General features: G+C 72.3%; 18 protein-coding genes and 1 pseudogene. 10 read left to right on the plus strand and 9 right to left on the minus strand.

Annotated features, from left to right (window positions below; genetic code table 11):
* Positions 1 to 432: 432 nt before the first annotated feature.
* From AAFN69_RS32655 to AAFN69_RS32670, 4 genes are all read left to right on the plus strand, one after another.
* The gene (locus tag AAFN69_RS32655; RefSeq protein ID WP_347732529.1) at positions 433 to 975 is read left to right on the plus strand and encodes a DinB family protein; all 543 of its coding nucleotides are present in this window, start codon (positions 433 to 435) and stop codon (positions 973 to 975) included.
* Entirely contained in the window at positions 972 to 2,354 is a 1,383-nt protein-coding gene (locus AAFN69_RS32660; protein ID WP_347732530.1) for a hypothetical protein, read from the plus strand. The genes AAFN69_RS32655 and AAFN69_RS32660 overlap by 4 nt, the downstream gene beginning before the upstream one ends.
* Before the next feature lie 411 nt (positions 2,355 to 2,765).
* Entirely contained in the window at positions 2,766 to 4,088 is a 1,323-nt protein-coding gene (locus tag AAFN69_RS32665; RefSeq protein ID WP_347732531.1) for a S1 family peptidase, read from the plus strand.
* A gap of 119 nt (positions 4,089 to 4,207) precedes the next feature.
* On the plus strand, positions 4,208 to 4,750 hold the full coding sequence (locus tag AAFN69_RS32670; RefSeq protein ID WP_347732532.1) for a hypothetical protein: 543 nt from the start codon (positions 4,208 to 4,210) through the stop codon (positions 4,748 to 4,750).
* Positions 4,751 to 4,817: 67 nt separating this feature from the next.
* On the opposite strand, the gene AAFN69_RS32675 is transcribed toward AAFN69_RS32670, so the two are convergent.
* Positions 4,818 to 7,634, minus strand: coding sequence for an FAD-binding and (Fe-S)-binding domain-containing protein (locus AAFN69_RS32675; RefSeq protein WP_347732533.1), 2,817 nt, complete (start codon positions 7,632 to 7,634; stop codon positions 4,818 to 4,820).
* 230 nt (positions 7,635 to 7,864) lie between these two features.
* Between AAFN69_RS32675 and AAFN69_RS32680 the strand changes: the two genes are divergently transcribed.
* From AAFN69_RS32680 to AAFN69_RS32690, 3 genes are all read left to right on the plus strand, one after another.
* A complete protein-coding gene (locus tag AAFN69_RS32680; RefSeq protein ID WP_347732534.1) occupies positions 7,865 to 8,476 on the plus strand; it encodes an ATP/GTP-binding protein in 612 nt (203 codons plus the stop codon).
* A 112-nt stretch (positions 8,477 to 8,588) separates the two neighbouring features.
* Positions 8,589 to 9,707, plus strand: a complete 1,119-nt coding sequence (serC, locus tag AAFN69_RS32685; RefSeq protein ID WP_347732535.1) for a phosphoserine transaminase — start codon at positions 8,589 to 8,591, stop codon at positions 9,705 to 9,707.
* Between the two features lie 156 nt (positions 9,708 to 9,863).
* Positions 9,864 to 10,475 (plus strand): Uma2 family endonuclease, encoded by a 612-nt coding sequence (locus AAFN69_RS32690; RefSeq protein ID WP_347732536.1) that lies wholly within the window; start codon positions 9,864 to 9,866, stop codon positions 10,473 to 10,475.
* Positions 10,476 to 10,568: 93 nt separating this feature from the next.
* On the opposite strand, the gene AAFN69_RS32695 is transcribed toward AAFN69_RS32690, so the two are convergent.
* Entirely contained in the window at positions 10,569 to 11,450 is an 882-nt protein-coding gene (locus AAFN69_RS32695; RefSeq protein ID WP_347732537.1) for an ABC transporter permease, read from the minus strand.
* Entirely contained in the window at positions 11,447 to 12,415 is a 969-nt protein-coding gene (locus tag AAFN69_RS32700) for an ATP-binding cassette domain-containing protein (protein ID WP_347732538.1), read from the minus strand. The genes AAFN69_RS32695 and AAFN69_RS32700 overlap by 4 nt, the downstream gene beginning before the upstream one ends.
* 119 nt (positions 12,416 to 12,534) lie before the next feature.
* On the opposite strand from AAFN69_RS32700, the gene AAFN69_RS32705 reads away from it, so the two are divergent.
* The gene (locus tag AAFN69_RS32705; protein ID WP_347732539.1) at positions 12,535 to 13,335 is read left to right on the plus strand and encodes a TetR/AcrR family transcriptional regulator; all 801 of its coding nucleotides are present in this window, start codon (positions 12,535 to 12,537) and stop codon (positions 13,333 to 13,335) included.
* 154 nt (positions 13,336 to 13,489) lie between these two features.
* Here AAFN69_RS32705 and AAFN69_RS32710 read toward each other — a convergent pair whose 3' ends face one another.
* A complete protein-coding gene (locus tag AAFN69_RS32710) occupies positions 13,490 to 14,461 on the minus strand; it encodes a WD40 repeat domain-containing protein (RefSeq protein ID WP_347732540.1) in 972 nt (323 codons plus the stop codon).
* Positions 14,462 to 14,618: 157 nt separating this feature from the next.
* On the opposite strand from AAFN69_RS32710, the pseudogene AAFN69_RS32715 reads away from it, so the two are divergent.
* Positions 14,619 to 15,287 (plus strand): annotated as a pseudogene (locus AAFN69_RS32715) (GDSL-type esterase/lipase family protein); the annotation flags it as partial.
* Between the two features lie 82 nt (positions 15,288 to 15,369).
* The gene (locus tag AAFN69_RS32720) at positions 15,370 to 15,864 is read left to right on the plus strand and encodes a hypothetical protein (RefSeq protein ID WP_347732541.1); all 495 of its coding nucleotides are present in this window, start codon (positions 15,370 to 15,372) and stop codon (positions 15,862 to 15,864) included.
* Position 15,865: 1 nt separating this feature from the next.
* Here AAFN69_RS32720 and AAFN69_RS32725 read toward each other — a convergent pair whose 3' ends face one another.
* From AAFN69_RS32725 to AAFN69_RS32745, 5 genes are all read right to left on the minus strand, one after another.
* Complete coding sequence (locus AAFN69_RS32725) at positions 15,866 to 17,344, minus strand: DUF6056 family protein (RefSeq protein WP_347732542.1); 1,479 nt, start codon at positions 17,342 to 17,344, stop codon at positions 15,866 to 15,868.
* 2 nt (positions 17,345 to 17,346) lie between these two features.
* Positions 17,347 to 18,384, minus strand: coding sequence for a glycosyltransferase family 2 protein (locus AAFN69_RS32730; protein ID WP_347732543.1), 1,038 nt, complete (start codon positions 18,382 to 18,384; stop codon positions 17,347 to 17,349).
* A gap of 140 nt (positions 18,385 to 18,524) precedes the next feature.
* The gene (locus AAFN69_RS32735) at positions 18,525 to 19,571 is read right to left on the minus strand and encodes a hypothetical protein (RefSeq protein WP_347732544.1); all 1,047 of its coding nucleotides are present in this window, start codon (positions 19,569 to 19,571) and stop codon (positions 18,525 to 18,527) included.
* On the minus strand, positions 19,559 to 20,173 hold the full coding sequence (locus AAFN69_RS32740) for a sigma-70 family RNA polymerase sigma factor (RefSeq protein WP_347732545.1): 615 nt from the start codon (positions 20,171 to 20,173) through the stop codon (positions 19,559 to 19,561). Before AAFN69_RS32740 ends, AAFN69_RS32735 begins: the two co-directional genes overlap by 13 nt.
* Positions 20,174 to 20,655: 482 nt before the next feature.
* Positions 20,656 to 22,143, minus strand: coding sequence for an FG-GAP and VCBS repeat-containing protein (locus AAFN69_RS32745; protein ID WP_347732546.1), 1,488 nt, complete (start codon positions 22,141 to 22,143; stop codon positions 20,656 to 20,658).
* Positions 22,144 to 22,344: the final 201 nt, after the last annotated feature.

The following is a 22,344-nucleotide window of genomic DNA, read 5'->3' on the forward strand; positions in this document are numbered from 1 at the left end:
CAGTGCGTGATGACCGTTGTGAGGGTGCCCGTGCGTCCCGAGACGGTTTCACAAGGCCGGGAACCCCGCTCCGGAACGTCACCCAGGGGTGAGTGGGTGATGGGCGTCAGAGTGGGCGGGTGCCGCTGGGCGGGCGCTCCCGAACCAGAAGCACCACTGCAAGGCGCCGAAGGTGCCTGAAGGCCCGCACCCCGGGCAACCCGAACAACACAAGGCGGACGCGACACCGCCCACTCACCTGCCCGCACCCGCGAACGAGAGCAAGCAAATTCAGCCCCGCTGGGGGTACCTCCCAGGCGAAGCTCTGGGGGAGTTTGAGGCGCCGGGGCCGGGGCGGAGCCCCGGGAAAGCACCCGCACCCCGGGCGAGGGCGCACCACACCCCGCCCCGCCGGAGGCAGACGTATCCGGCGCGCAGGGATACTGGTACCCCATGGAAACATGGGGCGCACACCTGTACGGAAACCCTTGCCGCGACTGCGGATACGACTGGTCCGTCACACCACCCACCGCAATCCGCCAAGTCGCCGCGCTGCCGGACGCGTACAACGGCCTCCTGACCGGCCGCACCGGCCGCGAGCGGCACCCCGGTCTCGGGTGGACAGCGGCCGGATATGTCAGTCATGTGACGGACAATCTGCGAATCTGGGCCGAACGGCTGTCCGGCGCGCGGCTGGCCGGAGATGTACGGGTGCCGGGGTACGACCCGGATCTGCTCGCCCGGGCGCGGCGGTACGACGAGATCGGGGCCGCCGCGGCGCTCTGGTCGCTGCGGGGCGCGGTCGACGGCTGGGTCGAGTCCGTGTCGGCGGCGCTGGCGGACGGGGTCGTTCTCGAACACGCCGGCCGGGGCGCGCAGCGCGCCGAGGACGTCGCCCGGAACAACGCGCATGACGCGACGCATCACTTGTGGGACATCCGGCGGATCCTCGCCGCGGCCGACGCCGTCCCCGATCACACCGAGGAGAGACATTGACGAAGCCGCACAACGCCCTCGCGGCCTTCGGCGCGCTGCTGGACCAGTCGCTGGCGGAGCTCTCCGAGGCGTCCTCGGATGCCAGGACCTTCGACCGGCAGCGGGTCGTCAGGGTCTCGGATGTGTGGGACAACAACACCTGGCCGCTGTTCCGTTCGGCGACCGCGCGCACGCGCTGGGGGCGGGAGCGGCGGGCGCGGGCCGCGCTGAGGTGGATGGCCGGGATGGGGGCGGAGCGCGCCGCCTGGATGGCGGAGCGGACCGCGGCGGCCGGGTACCCGGTCCAAGTGCCGTGCAAGGAAGAGCCGGAGGGGCCGGCCCGCCGGGACTTCACGGGCAGGGTGTATCCCCGGCCCGTGGAGATCACCCCGGCCGCGGCGACGGACGTCGCCGGGGACTACGCGCTGGGCACCGCCGAGGTCCGCGCGCTGAGCGTCGAGCGGGCCGGGTCCCGGCTCGACGGGGTGCTGTGCCTCGCCGTGGAGCGGGCGTACTCCGGCGGCCATCCGGAGGCCGCGCGAGCGGAGTTGCTTCTCTTCCTGACGGACATCGGCGATCTCCGCTTCGACTCGGATCACTCCCGGGGCGCCGCTCTGATGTTCGGCGCCGGCGGAATCTCGGTCCGGCTCGGCGCGCGGGGCGTTCTGTCCGCCGCGTCCGGCACGCTGCGGCTGGAGGACAGCGAGTGGCATCTCTCCGCGGCGGGACGGCGGGCCGACGCCGTCACCCCGCCCTCCGGCGGGAGAAAGCGCGCGCGATGGTCGCGGCGGGAGCGGGAGCTGGAGCCGGCCGCCGGGACCGCCGCCCGTCTGCTGCGGGAGGGGATGTGGGAGATCCGTGCGGTGCGGTACGCCGAATACGCCCGGCCCGCGCTGGTGCGGGGGTTCTGCCGGGCCTTCGAGGGCGCGGGCGCCGCGATCCTCGCCGCCGGGGCCCATCGGACGGCTCGGGGCCGGGACGCGGCCTTCCGGGAACTGGTCGGGACATGGCGGAGGCAGGGGGGAGCCGCCTTCGCCCGCCGGGCGGACGGCCCCGAGGGCGGCGAAGGACCGGGTACGGCCGCATCCCCACCCGCCCCGGCCCCCGGGGCCGCGCTGCGCATGGTCTCGTACACCGCCGCCGCGAACTCCCGTTACGACGGTTCCCCGGTCCCCGCGTCCGTACTGGTCCAGCTGGCTCTTCCCCGCCGCGGCGCTCCGGCGGCCGGACCGTGGGCGCTGTCGCCCGTCATGGGACGGGGCGCGGTCCGGGTGCGGGTGCTCGGTGAGGCATTCGAGGGGATGGGGCGGCCTTGGGTGATCCACGGCACGGGTACGGACGGGGCCTTCGGACTGGGGGACGGCGCCCTCGTCGTGGAGGCCGATCTGCGGGAGGAGTGACGGTGACCGGAACGGCCGCGGGCCATTCTTGATGAATACCTGTCAAGACAGAAACGGGCCATGCCGCGCGGCGATGACGCCGCGGGCATCGGGATCCGGTCAAACTCCACCGCCGGATCACCCTGTGATAGCGGAACCGGGCGCAATTCGGAGCGGGTTGTTCCATATTCGGCGGGGCGGCCCGGCCCGATCGCGCCGCACGAGATCATCACGTGACATATCGCGGCGTATTGGGGCTCATCGCGGCATCGAATTGGGCGGGCAATCAACGATAAATCGGCACAGAGAACCAAATTACGCGCCCCGCGGGCCGGCGGGCGCTCCGAATTCCTATGACTCCGAGATGGCCGGCGGTACCGTCGATTTTCCGAACAGTCGGCAGACCCTGCACCGGGAAATGGAGCCATCTGTATGGCCAAGCAGCTCGGGAAAAAACGGCTCGTGATCGGCGCCCTCACCGCGGCACTGGCGTGCACCACCATGACATCGGCCGCATTCGGGGACGACTCCGTGCCGCGCGAGAAAAAGCCCACGGCACCCGCCGCGGTCAATCCGTATACGCCGATGGAGAGATCGGAATGGACTGTGGAGCCCGGCCCGGTCCCGGCGGGGCTCAGCGCCGCCTCACCGGCGGAAGATGTCATTCCCGTCGTGGCCGACCGCATTTTCACACTGGGTGCGGATTCCGGTTTCGCCCGTCAGGAAACCAACTACGCGAAACGTTCCGTCAAGGTCCTCTGGAAGGGTGAGCCCCCGGCGAACGTCAGGGCGTACGCGGCGGAGAAGCCGCTGGGGGTACGGATCACCCTCACGAAGGGCGCCAAGTACTCACGGGCGGAGGCGGAGGCCGCCCGCACCCGCGTTCTCAACAGCCCGCTCAGCAGGTCCATGGGTGTGACCTGGAGCGAACTCAACAAGGACGGCAGTGGTGTCACGGTCGGTGTCGCCTCCCGGGCCCGGATCGCCGGCGCGCGGGCCGAGGAGGTGCGCGAGACCGCGGGCATCCCCGACGTCGAGATCAGGACGGGTGTGCCGGCGGCCGAGCCGCTGTCGCGCCAGAACGACTCACCGCCCTGGAGCGGCGGAATCCGCCTCCGCCACCCGCAGGGCCTCTGCACCTCCGGATTCTCCGTGCTCGCGGGCGGCGGGGGACGCCTGCTCAGCGCGGGGCACTGTGACACGACCGGAAACGGCGCCATCACGGACGGGGCCGGACAGTCGATTTCACCGGGCGGCACGGCGGTGGCCCGGCTCGGCGAGATCGACTCGCTTCTCATAGACCCGTCGGCCTCTCCGGCCACCATCGCCAACATCTTCCGCGGCGGATACAACAGCAACACGAAGTCGAATGTGAAGAGCTGGGCCTCCAATTGGCCCGGTGATTCCGTATGCTCCTCAGGGGCCAGTACCGGAGAACACTGCGGAACGGTTTACGACGACAGCGATGTGTATTTCATCGAGGGTCACTATGTCGGGGTCGTCCAGGTGGCCGCACCGGCCGGCCAGATCTTCGGCGGACAGGGTGACAGCGGAGGCCCTGTCTTCAGGACAGTGTCCGGCGGAGTGCAGGCCAGAGGCATTCTGATATCGGCCGACCTCACCGAGGGGTCCATGACCTACGCATGCGGGACAACCGACCCGGCGGCAGGCCCGATTCAATGCTCGCGATGGGTCAACTACGTGCCGATCAGTACCATCCTCAACACCTGGGGTGCCACCCTGGAAGTCGGGTGATGAACACCCGGCAAGATCCCTGAGATGCGCGTCCCCCCGGTGGGCACGGAAAAGGTCCCGCACGGATCGGAGAATCCGTGAACGCGGGAATGACGCATCACGCGGAGAACGGAGAAGCGATGGACACGGACACAAGGCGGTTCGGCCCGGGTGGCGGCGGCAGAGCGCCGTCCGAACAGCTCGGCAGGGGCCTGCGGCTCTCCGGCGTCGTCATCGCTTCTCTGCTGATCGCCTCGACGGCGGCCTGCACGACATCGGATCCGGGCGCGACATCGGACGCGACGTCGGACGGGGCTTCCCGGGTGGTCGCCGCCGCGGAGAAGAAGGCCGAGAAGAAGGCCGAGAAGCCGCCACCGCGCATAGTGACCCGGTCGGCCTCGGATTCCGAGGTCGCCCTCTACGCCGTCTTCGTCGGCAAGCTGGCGGTCAACGCCGACGGGTGTGTGGTGGTCCGGGGTGATCGCGGCGGGGCGCCGACACCGGTGGTCTGGGCCCACGGCTGGACCGCGAGCTGGGAGAACGGCAAGGCGGTCGTCCACGACGACACGGGCAAGGTCTTCGCCCGCGAGGGCGAGAAGGTGAGCATCGGCGGCGGATCGAACCAGTCGTACAAGGGAAAACCCTGTGTCACCGACGTGGCCTGGACGGCGAACCCCGCCTAGACCCCGGGCACGCGCCGAGCCCCGCACCGGCACCGAGCCGGTGCGGGGCTCGGCGCGTACACACCCCCTATTCGCCGGCCGCCTCCACTCCCTCGGCCAGCACCTCCGCCAGATGCCGGGCGCGGCGTCCCGCGAGATGGGCCAGTTGCGTACGGCAGGAGAATCCGTCGGCCAGCAGCTCCGTCCCCGGGGCGGCGGAGCGGACGGCCGGGAGGAGCTGTTCCTCCGCGCAGGCGGCCGACACCTCGAAGTGGCCATTCTCGAAGCCGAAGTTGCCCGCCAGACCGCAGCAGCCGCCGCTCAGTTCGCCGTGCAGCCCGGCCCGTTCGCGCAGCCGGCGCTCGGCGGAGTCGCCGAGGACCGCGTGCTGGTGGCAGTGGGTCTGGCCCGCGGCCGGCGTGTCCAGACGGGGCGGATCCCAGTCGGGCGCGTACTCCTCCAGGGTCTGGGCGAAGGTGCGCACGGAGCCGGCCAGCCGGGCGGCGCGCGGGTCGTCCGGGAGGAGTTCGGGGAGGTCGGTGCGGAGGGTGGCGGCGCAGCTCGGCTCCAGGACCGTGACGGGGGTGCCGAGGTGCGGTTCCATGGTGTCCAGGGTGCGGCGCAGGATCGTGCGGGCCCGGTCCAGCCGGCCGGTGGAGACATGGGTGAGGCCGCAGCAGACCCGGCCGGGCGGGAGGACGGGGGCGAGACCCGCCGCCTCCAGGACGGTCACCGCGGCCCGGCCCGCCTCCGGGGAGAGATGGTTGGTGAAGGTGTCCGGCCACAGGACGACGGCCCGGCCGGGCGGCCGGGCGCCGGGCCGCGCCGCCCACCACGCCCGGAGGGTCACCGGCGCCAGCACCGGCAGCGGGCGCTCGGGGGTGATGCCGGCCGCCCGTTTCGCCAGTGCCGCCAAGGGGCGTACGCGGGCCAGGGAGTTGAGGAGCGGGGCCAGCGGCGCGGCCAGTCGCAGCCAGTCCGGCAGTCCGCCCATCGCGTAGTGGGAGCGCGGGCGGATCCGGCCCGCCCAGTGGTGGTGCAGGAACTCCGCCTTGTAGGTGGCCATGTCCACGCCCACCGGGCAGTCGCTGCGGCAGCCCTTGCACGCCAGACAGAGATCGAGCGCGTCGCGGACCTCGGTGGAGCGCCAGCCGTCCCGGATGACGTCCCCGGCGAGCATCTCGTGGAGCAGCCGGGCGCGGCCCCGGGTGGAGTGCTCCTCCTCCCCGGTGACACGGAAGGAGGGGCACATCACGGACGGCCCCGAAGCCGTCTCCGTACGGCACTTGGCGACGCCGACACAGCGGCGGACCGCGCCCGCGAAGTCCCCGCCGTCCGCCGGATAGCCGAAGACGACATCGACCGGTTCGCGCGGCAGCACGGCGAAGCGGAGGTTGGCGTCGAGCCGGTCCGGGCGGACCAGCATGCCGGGGTTCATGCCGCCCGCCGGGTCCCAGAGGTCCTTGACGCGGCCGAAGAGGGCGACCAGGTCGTCGCCGTACATCCGGGGCAGCAGCTCGGCCCGGGCCTGGCCGTCGCCGTGTTCGCCGGAGAGCGAGCCGCCGTGCGAGACCACCAGGCCGGCGGCTTCCCCGGAGAAGCGGCGGAAGGCGCGTACGCCGGTGTCGGTCAGCAGGTCGAAGTCGATCCGGACATGGACGCAGCCCTCGCCGAAGTGGCCGTAGGGGGTGCCGCGCAGGCCGTGCGCGGTGAGCAGGGCGCGGAAGTCGCGCAGATAGGCGCCGAGCCGGGCCGGGGGTACGGCGCAGTCCTCCCAGCCGGGCCACGCCTCGGCGCCGTCCGGGGTGCGGGTGGCCGTGCCGGCGGCGTCCTCGCGGATCCGCCAGAGGGCGCGCGTGGCGGCCGGGGAGGTGACCACCGTGCCGTCGAGCGCGCCGGCGGCGCGGACGATCGCCAGCGCGCGGGCGCGGGCCTCGGCGGGGGTGTCGCCGCCGGTCTCGGTGAAGAGCCAGGCCCGGCCGCGCGGCAGCTCCGCTCGCGGGCCCGGCGGCAGGAGGTCGTCCGCCATCCCCTCGACGGTGAGGGGGTGGTGGGCGAGGAGCCCGGCGGCGGCGTCGGCCGCCGCGCCCTCGTCGGGGTAGCCGAGGACGGCGAGCGCACGGGCGCGCGGGGCGCGCACCAGGCGCACGGTGGCTTCGGTGAGTACGCCGAGTGTGCCCTCGCTGCCGCAGTACGCCCTGGCGGTGTCGGTGTGGTTCTCGGGCAGCAGCGCGTCCAGGGCGTAGCCGGAGATCCGGCGGGGCAGTCCGGCGGGGTAGCCGGTGCGCAGCAGGGCGAGGTGGGGCTCGATGAGCTCGCGCAGACCGGGCGGGCCGGTCTCCCAGCCCCGGCCCAGGCGGTGCGAGGTGCCCTGGTAGGTGGTGACGGCGAGGGCGCGCACATTGTCGGCGGTGGTGCCCCAGGCGACCGAGTGCGGGCCGCAGGAGTTGTTGCCGATCATGCCGCCGATGGTGCAGCGGGAGTGGGTGGAGGGGTCGGGCCCGAAGGTGAGCCCGAGGGGGCGTACGGCGTCGCACAGGGCATCGAGGACGACACCGGGCTGTACAACAGCCGTACGGGTTCCGGCGTCCACGTCAATGATCGTGTTCAGATGGCGGGTGAGGTCGAGCACGACTCCCGTCCCGGTGGCCTGGCCCGCGATGGACGTACCGCCGCCGCGCGGGACGACCGGGAGTTCAAAGCGCCGGCAGACCTCCAGAGCCGCCGCCAGGTCGTCGGCGTCGCGCGGGGCGACGACCCCGGCCGGAACACGCCGGTAGTTGGACGCGTCCATGGTCACCAGGGCTCGGGCGGTCGGGGAGAAGTCGGCTTCGCCGCGTACGACACGCCCGAACGCGCGTGCCAGTTCGGCACCGCTCGGTTCCTTCCGGCGTTCTTCGGTCATGGGTCTCAGGATGCCCCGCTCCCCGTATCCCTCCGCATCCATACAGGGTTCAAACATGCCGGATGAGACCATTGCGTCTGCGTACCCCTTGGCAAAGGCGCCGGGGAGCGCCCAAAGTGATCGTCAACTCTCCTATAGTGACGAACACTTGATCAGGAACTAGCGGCTCCAGTTATGCCCCCGCCACCCCTCGGAAGGCAACACTCGATGACCGGCACCGCCCAGAAGCGATGACCCGCACCCAGCGGGCGGTTGACCCCGCCGAGCCGCACCCGGTGTTTCCCGGGCCGGACGAGAACGCGCTGAAGATCGCCGTCGTGGGCGGCTTCGGCGTCGGCAAGACCACGATGGTCCGCTCCGTCAGCGAGATTCGCCCGCTGCACACGGAGGAGGTGATGAGCCGCGCCGGCCGCAGGCTGGAGGACACCAGCCGGATCAGTGCCAAGAACGCGACCACGGTCGCCTTCGACTTCGGGCGGATCACCATCGCCGACCGGAGTGTGCTCTATCTCTTCGGCGCCCCCGGCCAGGAGCGGTTCTGGTTCCTCTGGGAGCGGCTGCTGTCGGGCACGATCGGCGCGGTGGTGCTGGTGGACACCCGCAGGCCGGCGGACGCGTGGTACGCGCTGGACCGGCTGGAGCACCGGGGGATGCCGTACATCGTCGCGGTCAACGACTTCGGCGGGCCGCTCCACAGCGATGAGCAGATACGGCAGGCGCTGGCGCTCGGGCCGGATGTGCCGCTGGTGGAGTTCGACGCGCGGGACCATTCGTCCAGCAAGTTCGTCCTCATCGCACTCGTCGAACATTTGCACACGCTATCCCTGCGCCAGAAGGGGTGACCGGGGGGCCGGCGCCCGCCCGGCGGTCCGGCTCGTCCGGATCGTGAGTCGGGCGTCTCACCCACCGGAACGCCCGTCCGCGCCCCGCCCCGATCGGGATACGCTCCGCTGCGTGGCTGATATCCAGATTCCCGCTGACATCAAGCCCGCCGACGGCCGTTTCGGCGCGGGCCCCTCCAAGGTGCGTACGGAGGCGCTGGACGCCCTCGCCGCCACCGGCTCCTCCCTTCTCGGCACCTCCCATCGCCAGGCCCCGGTCAAGAACCTGGTCGGCTCGGTGCGCGACGGTGTGCGCGACCTCTTCCGGCTCCCCGAGGGTTACGAGGTGATCCTCGGCAACGGCGGATCCACCGCCTTCTGGGACATCGCGACGCACGGACTCATCGAGAACAAGTCCCAGCACCTGACGTTCGGTGAGTTCTCCTCCAAGTTCGCCAAGGCGGCCAAGCTGGCGCCCTGGCTGGCCGACCCGTCCGTGATCTCCGCCGACCCGGGCACCCACCCGGACCCCGTGGCCGAGGCGGGTGTCGACGCGTACGCCTTCACCCACAACGAGACCTCCACCGGTGTCGCCGCCCCGATCAGGCGGGTCGCCGGCGCCGACGAGGGCGCGCTGGTCCTGGTCGACGCGACCTCCGGCGCGGGCGGGCTGCCCGTGGACATCACCGAGACGGACGTCTACTACTTCGCCCCGCAGAAGTCCTTCGCGGCCGAGGGCGGCCTGTGGCTGGCGGTCTTCTCCCCCGCCGCCCTGGAGCGCGCGGCCCGGGTGCACGCCTCCGGGCGGCACATCCCCGAGTTCTTCAGCCTGCCGACCGCGATCGACAACTCGCTGAAGAACCAGACGTACAACACCCCGGCCCTCTCCACCCTCTTCCTGCTCGACCAGCAGCTGAAGTGGATCAACGGCCAGGGCGGCCTGGACTGGGCGGTGGAGCGCACGGCGGCGTCCGCGCGGAATCTGTACGGATGGGCCGAGGCGTCCAAGCACGCCGAGCCGTTCGTCACCGACAAGGCGAAGCGCTCGCAGGTCATCGGCACGATCGACTTCGCGGACGAGATCGACGCGGCGGCGATCGCAAAGGCGCTGCGCGCCAACGGCATCGTGGACACCGAGCCGTACCGGAAGCTGGGCCGCAACCAGCTGCGGGTGGCGATGTTCCCGGCGGTCGAGCCGTCGGACGTCGAGGCGCTGACGGCGTCCATCGACTATGTGATCGAGCGTCTGTGACACGTCCGCACCGGCGCTGACCTGGTGTGAGTGAGGGCCCGGCGGGGGCAAACCCGCCGGGCCCTCACTCGTATGGGTGGCACCCCGGATGTGGGACATGGGCGGGCAAGTGGTTCTACGATGATGGTCTCGACACCAGCCCTTCAGGAGGTCGGCATGTCTGCCGCAGCAGCAGAGCTCCCCTGGGACGGGCCACAGGAATCCCTGCTCGCTCAGGCGCATCGCCTGAGCGAGCAGAATCCCGGCTGGCGCGTCGAGATCATCGGAGGCGTTATCACCGTGACCCCACCACCGGACGGCCGTCACGCCAAGGCGCTCACCAATCTGATGATCCCGTTTCTCGGGGCAGGGCTCCACGGCGATGAGAGTCAAGTGCTCCAGGCTCTCGGTCTCTGGCTGCCGAACGGCCCCTCGGACTTCGCCATCCCCGATCTCGCCGTCGTCGACGCCGACTTCGAGGATCATCTGATCCAGAGCAACTGCCACGACCCCGCCTGTTTCCGGCTGGTCCTGGAGGTCACCTCCGGCAATTACCAGGCGGATCTGCGGGACAAGGTCACCGCCTACGCCAAGGCCGGCATCCCCGTCTATGTGATCGTGGACCGCAAGTATCAGCGGCTCCATGTCCTCACCGATCCGGACGGCACCGCCTACGGACACCACCGGATCCATGCCCCCGGTGAGCACATCACCCTCCCCGAGTCCATCGGGGCCGAGGTCAAGCTCGATGTGGAGGCCCTGCTCGGGGCCGGGATCCCGAAGAACTGACGGGCGGGGGTCCGAGCCCCCCGTGCGGCTCGGACCCCCGGGCCGGGAAGCGAGCCGGTCAGCCCGGGTCCCAGCTCTCGTCCGCCGGTCGGGTCACCTGCTCAGCCGCTGGAAGCGGCGGATGGCGATCGGGGCGAAGACGGCCGTCAGGACCAGCGGCCAGATGACCGCCATCAGGATGGCGTTCTCCTGGATCCAGCTGCCGTCACTGGCCACCGGGTTGCCGAAGAGCTCGCGGCTGGCAGCCGCCGTGGAGGAGATCGGGTTCCAGGCCGCGATCGTGCCCAGCCAGTCCGGCATCGTGGACGGCGGGGCGAAGATGCTGGAGATCATGGTCAGCGGGAAGACCACCGCGTACAGACCGCCCGCCGCCTCCGGGCTCGGCACCAGCAGGCCCAGGAAGATGCCGATCCAGATCAGCGCGAACCGCAGCAGCACCAGCAGCGCGAAGGCGCTGAGCGTGCGCACGAAACCGCCGTCCGCGCGCCAGCCCATCGCGACGGCGGTCGCCGCCAGGATGGCGAGCTCGGCGGTGGCCGCCAGCAGATCGCTCACCCCTCGGCCGGTGACCACGGCGGACGGGGCCATCGGCATCGACCGGAAGCGGTCGATGACCCCCTTCGAGGAGTCGGTGACCACCGTCATCGCCGTGGCCATCAGGCCGAAGGCCATGGTCATCACGAACATGCCGGGCATCAGGAAGTCCTTGTAGTCCCCGCCGTCGGGGGACTTCATGGCACCGCCGAAGACATAGCCGTACAGCAGGACCGACACGATCGGGAAACCGAGCTGCCAGACGATGAAGGAGGGGTGGCGGCGGTAGGTGAGCAGACCGCGCCGGACCACGGTCCAGCAGTCCGCGACCGCCCAGTACAGCCTGCGCTCATTGCCGTCCTCCGTGCGGAGGTCGACCTTCTCCCGCCCGCCGGCGGCCGGGGCCTTCGCCGGTGTGCCCTTCTCGATGACCGAGCTCATGCCTTCGCCTCCGTGTTCACTGTCTCCGTGCGGTGTCCGGTCAGGCGCAGGAAGACATCGTCCAGACTGGGCCTGCGCAGACCGATGTCCTCCACCGATATCCCCTGGTCCTGAAGGGTGCGCGCCACCTCGGTGAGGGCCGCGACCCGGTCCTTGACCGTGGCGTGGACACGCCGCTCGGTCTCCTCGGTCTCCGGTACGGACTCGGCCACCCGGGCGACCGCCGCGACGGCGGCCGGGAGATCGGCCGGGGTGCCGACCACGACCTCGATCCGGTCGCCGCCGACCGTGCTCTTCAGCCCGTCGGGGGTGTCGTCGGCGATGGCCCGGCCCTGGTCGATGACGGTGATACGGGAGGCGAGCTGGTCCGCCTCCTCCAGATACTGGGTGGTCAGCAGGACGGTGGTGCCCTCCGCGACCAGCTCGCGGACCGCCTTCCACACCTCGCCCCGGCCGCGCGGGTCGAGACCGGTCGTCGGCTCGTCCAGGAAGAGCACATCGGGGGCGAGGATCATCGAAGCGGCCAGGTCCAGCCGGCGCCGCATACCGCCGCTGTAGCCGTCGACGCCCTTGTCGGCCGCGTCCACCAGATCGAACCGCTCCAGCAGTTCGGCGGCGCGCAGCGCGGCCCGCCGGCCGCCCAGATGGAAGAGGCGGCCGAACATCTCCAGGTTCTGCCGGCCGGTGAGCAGCTCGTCCACGGCCGCGTACTGGCCGGTGAGCCCGATCCGGCGGCGGACCCGGCGCGGCTCGCGCGCCACATCGATGCCGGCCACCCGGGCCTGCCCCGCGTCGAACTTCAGCAGGGTGGCGAGGGAGCGCACGGCGGTGGTCTTGCCCGCGCCATTGGGTCCGAGCAGGCCGTGGACGGTGCCCCGGCGGACGGTGAGATCGAAGCCGTCCAGGGCTCGCTTCTCGCCGTAGCGCTTCTCCAGCGCCTGGGCCTGTACGGCGTACTCGGTCATGGCTCCTCCATGGGGCAGGGGACGTCTCACCGCACAACTGGGTACGGCGTACTCAGCGGAGAGTACACCGTACCCAGTTTTTATCTCAACGAGATTTCGCCCGGGCTTAAAGTGATGTCATGACGACGGAAACGACCGGCAGCGGCGATATCACCCGCAGCCTGGAGCTGCTGTGGGGCACCGGGGAGCGGCCCAGTCGCGGCCCCAAGCCGGGGCTGACCCTGGACCGGATCGTGGCGACCGCCGTCGAGGTCGCCGACGCGGAGGGGCTGGGCGCGGTCTCGATGCGGCGGCTCTCCACCGAGCTGGGCACCGGCACGATGAGCCTCTACCGGTACGTCCCCGGCAAGGCCGAGCTTCTCGATCTGATGCTGGACCGGGTCAGCGACCCCGGCCCCTGCGATGCGCCCGGCCCCGAGGTGTACATCGACTGGCGCGACAGCGTGTGGGCCATCGCGCGGGGCTTCCGCGACCTCTACCGGGCGCACCCCTGGCTGCTGAAGGTCAATCAGGTCCGCACGGTGCTCGGCCCCAGCGCGCTCCAGTCCCTGGAGGCCGCGCTCACCGGGCTGCGGGAGATCGCGCTGAGCGACGCCGAGAAGATCTCGGTGCTGATCTCCGTGCAGAGCTTCGTCACGGGCATCGTCCGGATGGAGTCCGAGGCCGCCGAGGCGACCGAGGCGACCGGCCAGAGCCATGAGGAGTTCTGGGAGGAACAGGAGCCGTTCCTGGACCGGGCCATGCGGTCCGGCCGCTATCCGACGGTGGCGAAGCTGGACCCCAACGCGTTCGGGGACGAGATCGACCACTTCGACTTCGGGCTGCGGCGGCTGATCTCCGGCATCGAGGTGCTGATCCGCGAACGGGGCGCCGTGCCGCCGGCCCCCGGGAAGGACGGCTGCCGGGGGCCGGCGTCCTGAGAACGGCCGGCGCCATGCGGACGGCCGGCGCCATGCGGACGGGCGGGGGCATGCGGACGGCCGGGGGCATGCGGACGGCCGGGGGCACCGGCGCCGCGAGAACCACCGGCACCGTGCGGCGCGGCGGGCGGGGCGCCCCCGCCCGCGATCCGCGCTACTTCCGGCGGAACACCCGCTTCAGCCCGAGGATCAGGGCCGTCCCGGCGGCCAGCACCAGCACCCCGTAGGTGAAGCTGCTCCGCTCCCCCTCCCCGCCGCCGTCCGCCGAGCTCCCCGTCCCGGAGCCCGGCTTGCCGTCGCCGCCGTCGCCCCGGTCCAGGCCGACCCGCTTCACCTCGCTCCGCTCGCCCTCCGAGCCGAACATCAGCGCCGAGCCGTCCGCCGTGTACGTCACCGACTCCGACTGTCCCTGGATCGGCGCCCTCACCCGGTGGTCCGCGCCGAGCCGGCCGTTCCCGAAGGCATAGCCGCGCGCGCTGAAGTACGAGCGGAGCACCAGCTCCCCGCCGTCGGGCGAGAAGGCGCCGTCCGTCACCCAGGGCACCTCCCCGACCCGGCGGAAGGTGTTCGTACCGGCGGACGTGAGCTTCGCCGGGCCCTCGTACAGCCCGCCGCCGTCCTCGTTCTTCGAGGCGATGTAGACCCGGCCGGTCTTCGGGTGCACCATCAGCGCCTCCGCGTTCCGGGGGCCGTCCTCGTACTTCACGGTGTACTGCGTCGCGCTCACCGTCATGTCCCTGAGCGCCTTCGGCTCCGGGAAGGTGTAGATCCAGACATGGTTCCAGCTGCCGTCGAGGTTGTCGCCGATGTCCCCGACATGGACATTGCCGTCCGGGCCGATCGAGATCGCCTCCATGTCGCGCGGCTTGCCCACCCCGCGCAGGGTGACCGTCGCCACCGTCTTCCCGGTCCTGGAGTCCACCGCGAAGACGCGCGGCTCGTCCTGGTCGTTGTGCGTCCAGTACACGCCCGGGTGGGCCCGGCTGGCGGCCAGCCCGCTGGACTCCTTGATCCGGGGGTCCTCGATGGTGAAGTCCCCGTCGGCGGCGGACGCGGCCGGAGCGGCGGCGAGTGCGAGCAGCAGCAGGACGGCGGCGGAACCGGTGGCATACGGAAGCGAACGCATGCCCCAAGCCTGCCATCCCGGCCGCCCCTCCCCCGCACAACGCCGGGCCGGACCGGGCGCCGCCGCCCGGCCCGGCCGGTGCCCGGCGGCGGAAACGGGCAGGCGGGAGGCAGGGGCACCCTCGCCCGCGCGCGGTCCGGTCGGCCATCATGGCCCCATGCGTTTTATGTTCGTCGGCGACAGCATGACCGTGGGCCGCACCGGCGACTTCACCTGGCGGTACCGGATGTGGCAGCACCTCGAAGCGGTCTGCCGGGGGCGGTACGAGATAGTCGGGCCGCGCTCCGGGCTGTACGACGCGGCGGCCGGCGCACCGGTCTCGGCCGCGTACGCCGCGCCCTTCCCCGCCGCCGCCCGCCGCCATCTCGCGGGCTGGGGCGAGGGGTGGCTGCACATGGCGCCGCTGATCCGGGAGACCGTCGCCGCCGAGCGGGCGGACATCCTGCTGGTCTCGCTGGGCCTGATCGACCTCGGTTTCTACACCAACAGCGGTCAGACGGAGGCCAATGTGCGCCGCTTCATCGGCGAGGCGCGGGCCGCGGCGCCGGGCGTCCGGATGGTGCTGCTGCCCGTCATCCCCAACATCCGCACCCGGACCGATCCGCCGTTCGCGGCGGAGTGCGACCGCTTCAACGAGCTGCTGGCGAAGACCGTCGCCGATCTGGGCCGGCCCTCGTCGCCGCTGCTGCTGGCCTCCCGGCCCGAGGCGTACGCCCTGGACACCGACACCTACGACGGCACCCACCCCGGCCCGTCAGGCGAGCACAAACTGGCGGCAGCCTTCGCGGCGGCGATGCATCAGGCGTGGGGGCTCGGCGGCCCGTACCGGGAGCACCGGATCCGGACGGCGGAACCGGCCGCGGGGAAAGGTGTGGGCGCCGGCACCGCTTGGGGGGAGGATGGCCCGTATGCATCCGTTTCCCGAGGACCGACTGGAGTACCGGATCATCGCCCCCGGTGAACACCCGCACTGGGAAGAGGCGCTGGCCCTCGTCAACCGCGATCTGGCGGTCACCCTGCCGGAGCTGCGGCCCCTGCTGCTGGTGGCGCCCCCGCAGTACGAACCGGACGAGCCGGAACAGGTCTACGTCGCGCTCTCCGACGGCCTGTGGTGGGGCAATCACCTCCACGAGGAGTCGGCGCCGGAGCCCGGCGCCGCGCTCGCGGCCGTGGCCGAGGCCGCCCAGGACACCATCACCGAGTGCCTGTGGCGGGCCTGGCCGCTCTGTGGCGAACACGGTCTGGGGATGCATCCGCGCGACGACGCGGACGGGGTGCTCTCCTGGTGGTGCGCGGGCGACCGGGCGGGCGGCACGACCGGATATCTCCGGGCCCCCGTGGGGGCGCTCGACACCCTCGTCCGCCCGCACCGGCCGAACCGCGCGCGGCGGCGCGGGAACTGACTCAGCCGCCCCGGGTCACCCGCTCCAGGTTGTAGTAGTCCGCCACGCACTGCGCGGGCCATGTCCGGCGCCCGTTCGCCGCGAACGGCTCCAGCATCAGGCCCACCCGGGTCGGGGTGTACGGCATCACCGTCTCCCCCCGGGCCGCCGCGGCATGCAGCCGGGCGTCCTGGCGGTCCCAGGCCGCGGCCCGGACCTCCATCCGCTCCCCCAGGCCCATCAGCGGCGGCGCCAGCCCGGCCACCGACGCGGCGCAGACCAGCGCCGCCCCGGCCGCGAGGGTTCCGCCGCCGCGCCGGCCGAGCGGCCCGTGCCGCAGCGCCCGGCCGATGAAGGCGCCGGCGGCGGTCAGCAGCAGGACGAAGAGCAGCAGATAGTCGTTCCAGGTGCGCTCGGCGCGGACCACGGCCGCGCCGAAGACGGGGTAGGTGATCACCGTGCAGAGATAGCCGGAGACCAGCAGAACCGCCGCGCCGATCGGCAGCACCACGCCGGGCCTCGGCGGCAGCAGGACCCGCTCCCGGCCGGACTCCCGGCGGGCGAGCAGACCGAGCAGCACACCCGCCGCGACGGCGCCGGCGTACTGCCAGGTGCCGAGCACGATGGTGAGGATCTCCCGGTACGCCACCAGCGAGCCCCACAGCGACTCCGGCGCGAGCATGGAGACGCTCTCCGCGTCGTAGCGGGTGCGGCGGTTGCGGGAGCCGGGCGAGGTGATCAGGATCAGGGTGCCGGCGGTGACCCCGGCCATGCCCGCGAGCGCCCAGACCCTGGCGTACCGGCGCAGGCGTCCGGCGAGCAGCACCGGGGCGCAGAGCACCACCGCGGCGAGCGCCACGAGGGAGACGACGGACGCCTCCTCGGAGAGGGTGCCCATGAACACACCGGCCCCGGCCACCACCGCGAGCGCGGTGATCCGGCCCCCGCGTCCCCGGCCGCGCAGCAGCGGGATCGCGGCGGCGGCGCAGAGCACCGGGGCGAGGGTGTGCGAGACCGAGGCGGCGGGCCAGTAGAAGGTCTTGTACGTGTTCGGGGTGGCGAGGAGGAAGGCCGCGCAGACCATCGCGGCCACCAGCAGCGGCACCCCGCGCGGGACGGTCACCCGGGCCCGGCGCAGCAGTACGGCGACGAGCGCCCACAGCAGACCGAGCATCAGCGCACCGCTGACGGGGCCGTACCACTGGTGCCCGGCCACGGGGAACTTCGTGTAGAGACCGACCAGCAGGCCATTGGCGACCCGGCCGTTGTCGGTGAGGTAGAAGGTGCTGACCAGGCCCAGGATGCCGTCGTCGCGCACCTGGGGGATGAAGCACCACTCGTCGGCGCTGGGGCGGGTGTGCCGGCCGTACCAGGAGGCGAGGGCCAGCAGCCCCAGCGGGAGTATCGCGAGGGCCAGGGGCCAGAAACGCCGCGGGGCGGCGGAATCCCGCCGCGCCGCGGGGGCCTCGGCAGGGGCCGGGGCGGAGGTGCCGGTCGCCATGGTCACCAGTTCCGCTCGCCGATACGGGGACCGACGGGCCCGGCCGGGAGGGCCGGCGCGCCGCCGGGCAGGGGGATCTCGGCGCGGCCGTCGGATCCCCGGGTGCGGTCGGTGCGTCCGGTGCGGTCGGTCTCCCGGACAATGTAGTGGGGTCTGCGCTTGGACTCGTGGTAGATGCGGCCCACATACTCCCCGATGACGCCGAGGGTCGCGATCTGCACCCCGCCCATCCCGACCATGACGGTGATCAGAGTGGCGTAACCCGGGGTGTCGACCCCGTCCACCAGCACATTGGCCACGATCCAGAGCGCGTAGACGAGCGCGGAGAGAAAGAGCCAGAGCCCGGTGTGGACCGCCAGCCGCAGCGGGCGGCTGTTGAAGGAGAGCAGGCCGTCGATACCGTAGTTGAGCAGCCGCCGGCCGCCCCACTTGGACTGGCCCGCGGCGCGCAGCGCGTTCTCGTAGGGGAAGGTGGCGGTGTCGAAGCCGATCCAGGAGAACAGGCCCTTGGAGAAGCGGTTGCTCTCGGGGAGGGCGAGGATCGCGTCGACCGCGCGGCGGGAGAGCAGCCGGAAATCCCCGGCCCCGTCGATGACTTCGACCTCCATGAAGCGGCGCACCAGCCGGTAGTACGCCCGGCTCAGCCCGGTGCGCACGGCGCCCTCGCCCGCCCGGTCGCGCTGGGCCACGACCTGGTCGTAACCGTGTTCGCGCAGCTCCAGCATGCGGGGGATGAGGTGGGGCGGGTGCTGGAGATCCGCGTCCATGACGACGACCGCATCGCCCTGGGCCATCCGCAGTCCGGCCAGCATCGCGGACTCCTTGCCGAAGTTCCGGCTGAAGGAGGTGTAGCGGATCCGCGGGTCGGCGGAGGCGAGTTGCTGGAGGTGGACGCGGGTGTGGTCACCGCTCCCGTCGTCCACGTAGCAGATCTCGAAACTCCGCCCGGTCGGTTCGAGGACGCCGACCAGGGTGGTGTGAAAAGTCTCGATCACCTCACTCTCGTTGTAGCACGGCACGACGATCGAAATCTGTGGCATCGGCTTTCCTTGCTCTGGGCCGCCGGCTTCCGGACACGGCCGGAAACCACCACCCCGATGTGATCTGCACTACACATACTGCGCGGGACGAGGGCCGGAGCCCGGAAGCGGCGCTCCCGTGGCGTGGCCGGTCCCCCCGGTCAGGCGCGCCGGCCCATCGCGGCCACGACGGCCGCGCCGGTGCGGGCCTCGTTGTAGAGCACATCTCCCTTCCGGTATCGGTGGACCTTCTCCGCCCGCTCGGCCTTCGGTGCCTTCTCGGCCTCGGGGAGGGTCACGGCGTAGTCCTGGAGGGCGACCATGCGCTTGCCCGCGTAGCTGTAGTCCGCGGGATCGAGCAGGATCTCGGACCAGGTGGTGCCCCGGTCGGTGGCGAGCCCGATGGAGATCGCCATCCGGCCGGCGCCGTCCCGGATCGGCTCGTCGCCCGCGCGGATGCCGGGGACGGTGGCGAGGGCCCGGTAGAGCCCGGCCCGGGACGCGGGGGCGAGGGGGTATGACTCGATCAGCTGTCCGAGTACACGGAAGTCGCGCTCGGCCGGTGTCCGGCCGGCCGCCGATCGCCCGGCGTCGGACCGGCCCCCGGCCGGATGGAGCAGCCGGGCCCCGGCCAGAAACGCCTCCGGGTCGTCGGCGGGCAGCGCGAGCGCGGCGCGGTAGATGTCCTGGGCGGAGCGGGTGCCGTCCTTGCCGTCCTGGGTGCCCGCGTACGGAGTCCACTGCTCCGGGGCGCTGACCGGGAAGACGGAATGTGCCGTGGCACCGCCCGCCGCGGTCTGCGGGCGGGCTCGGTCGCCCGATTCATGGCTGGTGTAGATCCACTGCCCGGCGGCCGGCTCCGGCACCGCCGTCTCACGGCCCACCGTGACGGCCGCCCGCTCCAGTACTTCGACGGCCCGGCCGGACGTCCCGCCGATCGCGGCGTCCGCGCGGTCCCGCACCGGGGCCGCGGCGCCGAACTGCGCGATGAGCACCGCCGCCGCGGTGACGGCGGTCGCGGCGCCGAGCGCGGCGGTCCGCCAGTCCGAGCGCAGCCGCCGCAGCGCACCCCCGGACCACCGGGGGGAGCGGCGCCGGCCGCCGGCGGCGATGGCATCGGTGAGCCCGCGCCGTCCGGCGGCGAGCACCGCGCGGTCGGTGTGCGGAGCGTGGTCGCGCAGCTCACGCACGCGGGTCAGCTCATCCATGACGCGGTCAGCTCCGTTTCGTCGGATCCATCGGATGCGCCCGATACGAACGCGGGGTCGGCGATCAGAGCCGTGCGTACCTTGCGCCGGGCGCGGTTCAGCCTGGACCGGACGGTACCGAGCGGGATACGGAGCGCTTCGGCGACCTCCTGATATCCGAGATCGGCCCAGGCGACGAGGAGCAGTACATCCCGGTCGCCCGGCGACAGCGAGGCCAGCGCGCCCGCCAGCGGGGCCTGAACCGCGATCCGGTCGTCGGACCGCGCGCTCCACGACTCGGCCAGCGGATCCACCCCGGTCCGCGCCAGCGCGCGCAGCGCCCGCTCCTCACGGCGCCGGTGTCCGCCGATGAGCTTCGCGGCGATTCCGTACAGCCAGGGGCGGGCGCTGCGGCGGGCGGGGTCGTAGCGGCGGCGGTTGCGGAAGGCGATGAGAAAGGTCTCGGCCATGATGTCCTCCGCCGCGCTCTCCCCGAGGCGGCGCAGGGCGTAGCGGTGGATCTCGGACGCGTGACGGTCGTAGAGCACGGCGAAGACGTCGGGCTGCTCCAGGGACTGGGCAACGACCTCGGCGTCATCGGAAATGGCCGGGGGTCCGGTCACATCAGCTCCACGGTTCGGGCGACAGGTCTGTCACCCGTCTCTTGACCGCAGCCGCTCAATAAGTTCACGGCGGATCCGGCTGGGGTCGGCGGCGTCCTGTTTCGTCCCTGTGCAAACCCTTTCGCGGGGCCGGAGGATGCGCGGCGGCCGGGCGGTTCGCATCCTCCGGTCGGTTCGCCGAGGTATCGGGCTGTTCGCCGAGGTATCGGGCGGTTCGCCGAGGTGCCGCGCGGGGCGGGCGAGTTCACGGGGCGGGGGCGTGAACCGGCTCGGGCGGAGGCGGCGGGAGTGCCGTCGCCTCTGGCCGGACCGCCGGCCCGCCGGCCCGGCACGGTACCGCCTCGTCCTCGGGCTCGGCCTCGACACCTCCGGTTTCCACCGGGACCGAGCACCGGCGGCCCGGTGTCCCCGTCCCGCCGGCCCGGGCGGGCCGGCGGGACGCGGAGAGTCACAGCGGGATCCGTCCAACGGGACGGGCCGGGTCAGCGGTTGAACGCGGCGCCGAGGGCGGCCCTCGCGGCGGGCATGCCGAGGGTCTTCGCGCCGAAGGTGAGCGATTTCGCGGTGGTGACGCCGGACGCGCCGGCCCGCAGCACCCACACCGATCCGGCCCCGGCGTTCTCGCCCACGGCGGAGACGATCAGCTCCGCCCGGCCGTCGCCGTTGGTGTCGGTGAGCCGGGTCCGCGAGCCGAACCGGTCGGACTTCTCCGCCACCCCGGGCATCCCCGCCGTGTCCTGGCTGAAGACCTTCGCCCCGGTGCCGGTGAGACCGGACCTGCCGCCGCGCAGGGTGACCACGGCCCCCGCGCTCTTCTTTCCGCCGAACGTCTCGCCCGGGACGCCCGTCGAGACATCCGCGTACCCGTCGCCGTCGATGTCGGCGACCGAGAGCCCGGAGCCGAAGCCGTCGTCCGCCTCCGCGACACCGGGGATCCCGGTGCTGTCCTGGTTGAGGACGCGCGCCCTGGTGCCCACCGGGCCCCTGGCCGAGCCGGGAACATAAGTGATCATGCCGCCGTTGGCGAGCGGGAGTCCCAGATCGCTGTCGTAGCCGTCGACGGGGCGGCCGATGACGAGGTCGGCGTACCGGTCCTTGTCGATGTCGCCCAGCGCGATGGACTCACCGCCCTCCACCTCCCGGCCCTTGGCATCCTTCACGACGGTGCCCGGCCCCGGGCCCGCGGGGGTGCCGGGCCAGACCACGGCATGGCGGGCGTCGTACTCGTCGCCCTGGTGGCGCAGGGCGGCGAGGTCGGTCCGGCCGTCGCCGTTCACATCGCCGGCGGCGAGGTCCTGCACGATGTGGTCGTCGTCGTCGCGGACCACCGAGCTCCGCGCGGCGGAGCCGTCCCGGCCGAACGGCCCGGACAGCACGCGCAGCTGCCGGTTCTCCTCCACGGTCGCGATGTCCGGCGCGCCGTCCCCGTCGAAGTCCCCGGCGGCCAGATGGCGGCCGATGCCATGGTGCGGACCGGCGCCCTCCAGCAGGATCGCCGAGCCGGCGAGGCCGTTCCTCCCGCCCCAGAACACGGTGAGCGAACCGGAGGTCGCGAGCGGATCCCCGGCCTCACCGGGCGCGCCGGCCACCAGATCCGCGTAGCCGTCCCGGTCGAGGTCGGCGGAGGTGACGGCGAGGCCGAACCCGTCATCGGCCCCGGCGGTGCCCGGGACCCCCGGGGAGTCCTGGTGGTACACGCGCTTGGCGGCGGTCAGCGGCTGGGTCGCAGATCCGTGGAGCACCGCGACATAGCCCGCGTTGACCTTGCCGTTGACGGTCGCCCGGGGTGCGGCGACCACGACATCGCGGAAGCCGTCCCCGTTGAAGTCGTCCGCCTTCACGGCCGGTTTCGCCGCCGCGGCGACGGCCGGCCGCCCCGGGACGGCGAACGCGGCCGGTACGGCCGCGGAGCCGGCGACGGCGATCACGACCGCCAGTGCGACCGTGCGCGCGCCCTTGCGAGATTCCATGATCAGTTCTCAATCGTCGTGGTCGAACACCACCGCGAGGGAGCGGCGGAAGGACGGAACCGGTGACCGTCCGGGGGTACGGCCACCTGTCTCTTCGACCGGCGGAGTGCGGGGATGGTTGCCCTGTTCATCCATTCGGAGCGGGAGTTGGCACATTTATCGGAATGACAAGCACATGTTCGATAAGGGCGGACGGCGCGA

Source organism: Streptomyces sp. CAU 1734 (assembly GCF_039888735.1).
Taxonomy (GTDB): Bacteria; Actinomycetota; Actinomycetes; order Streptomycetales; family Streptomycetaceae; genus Streptomyces.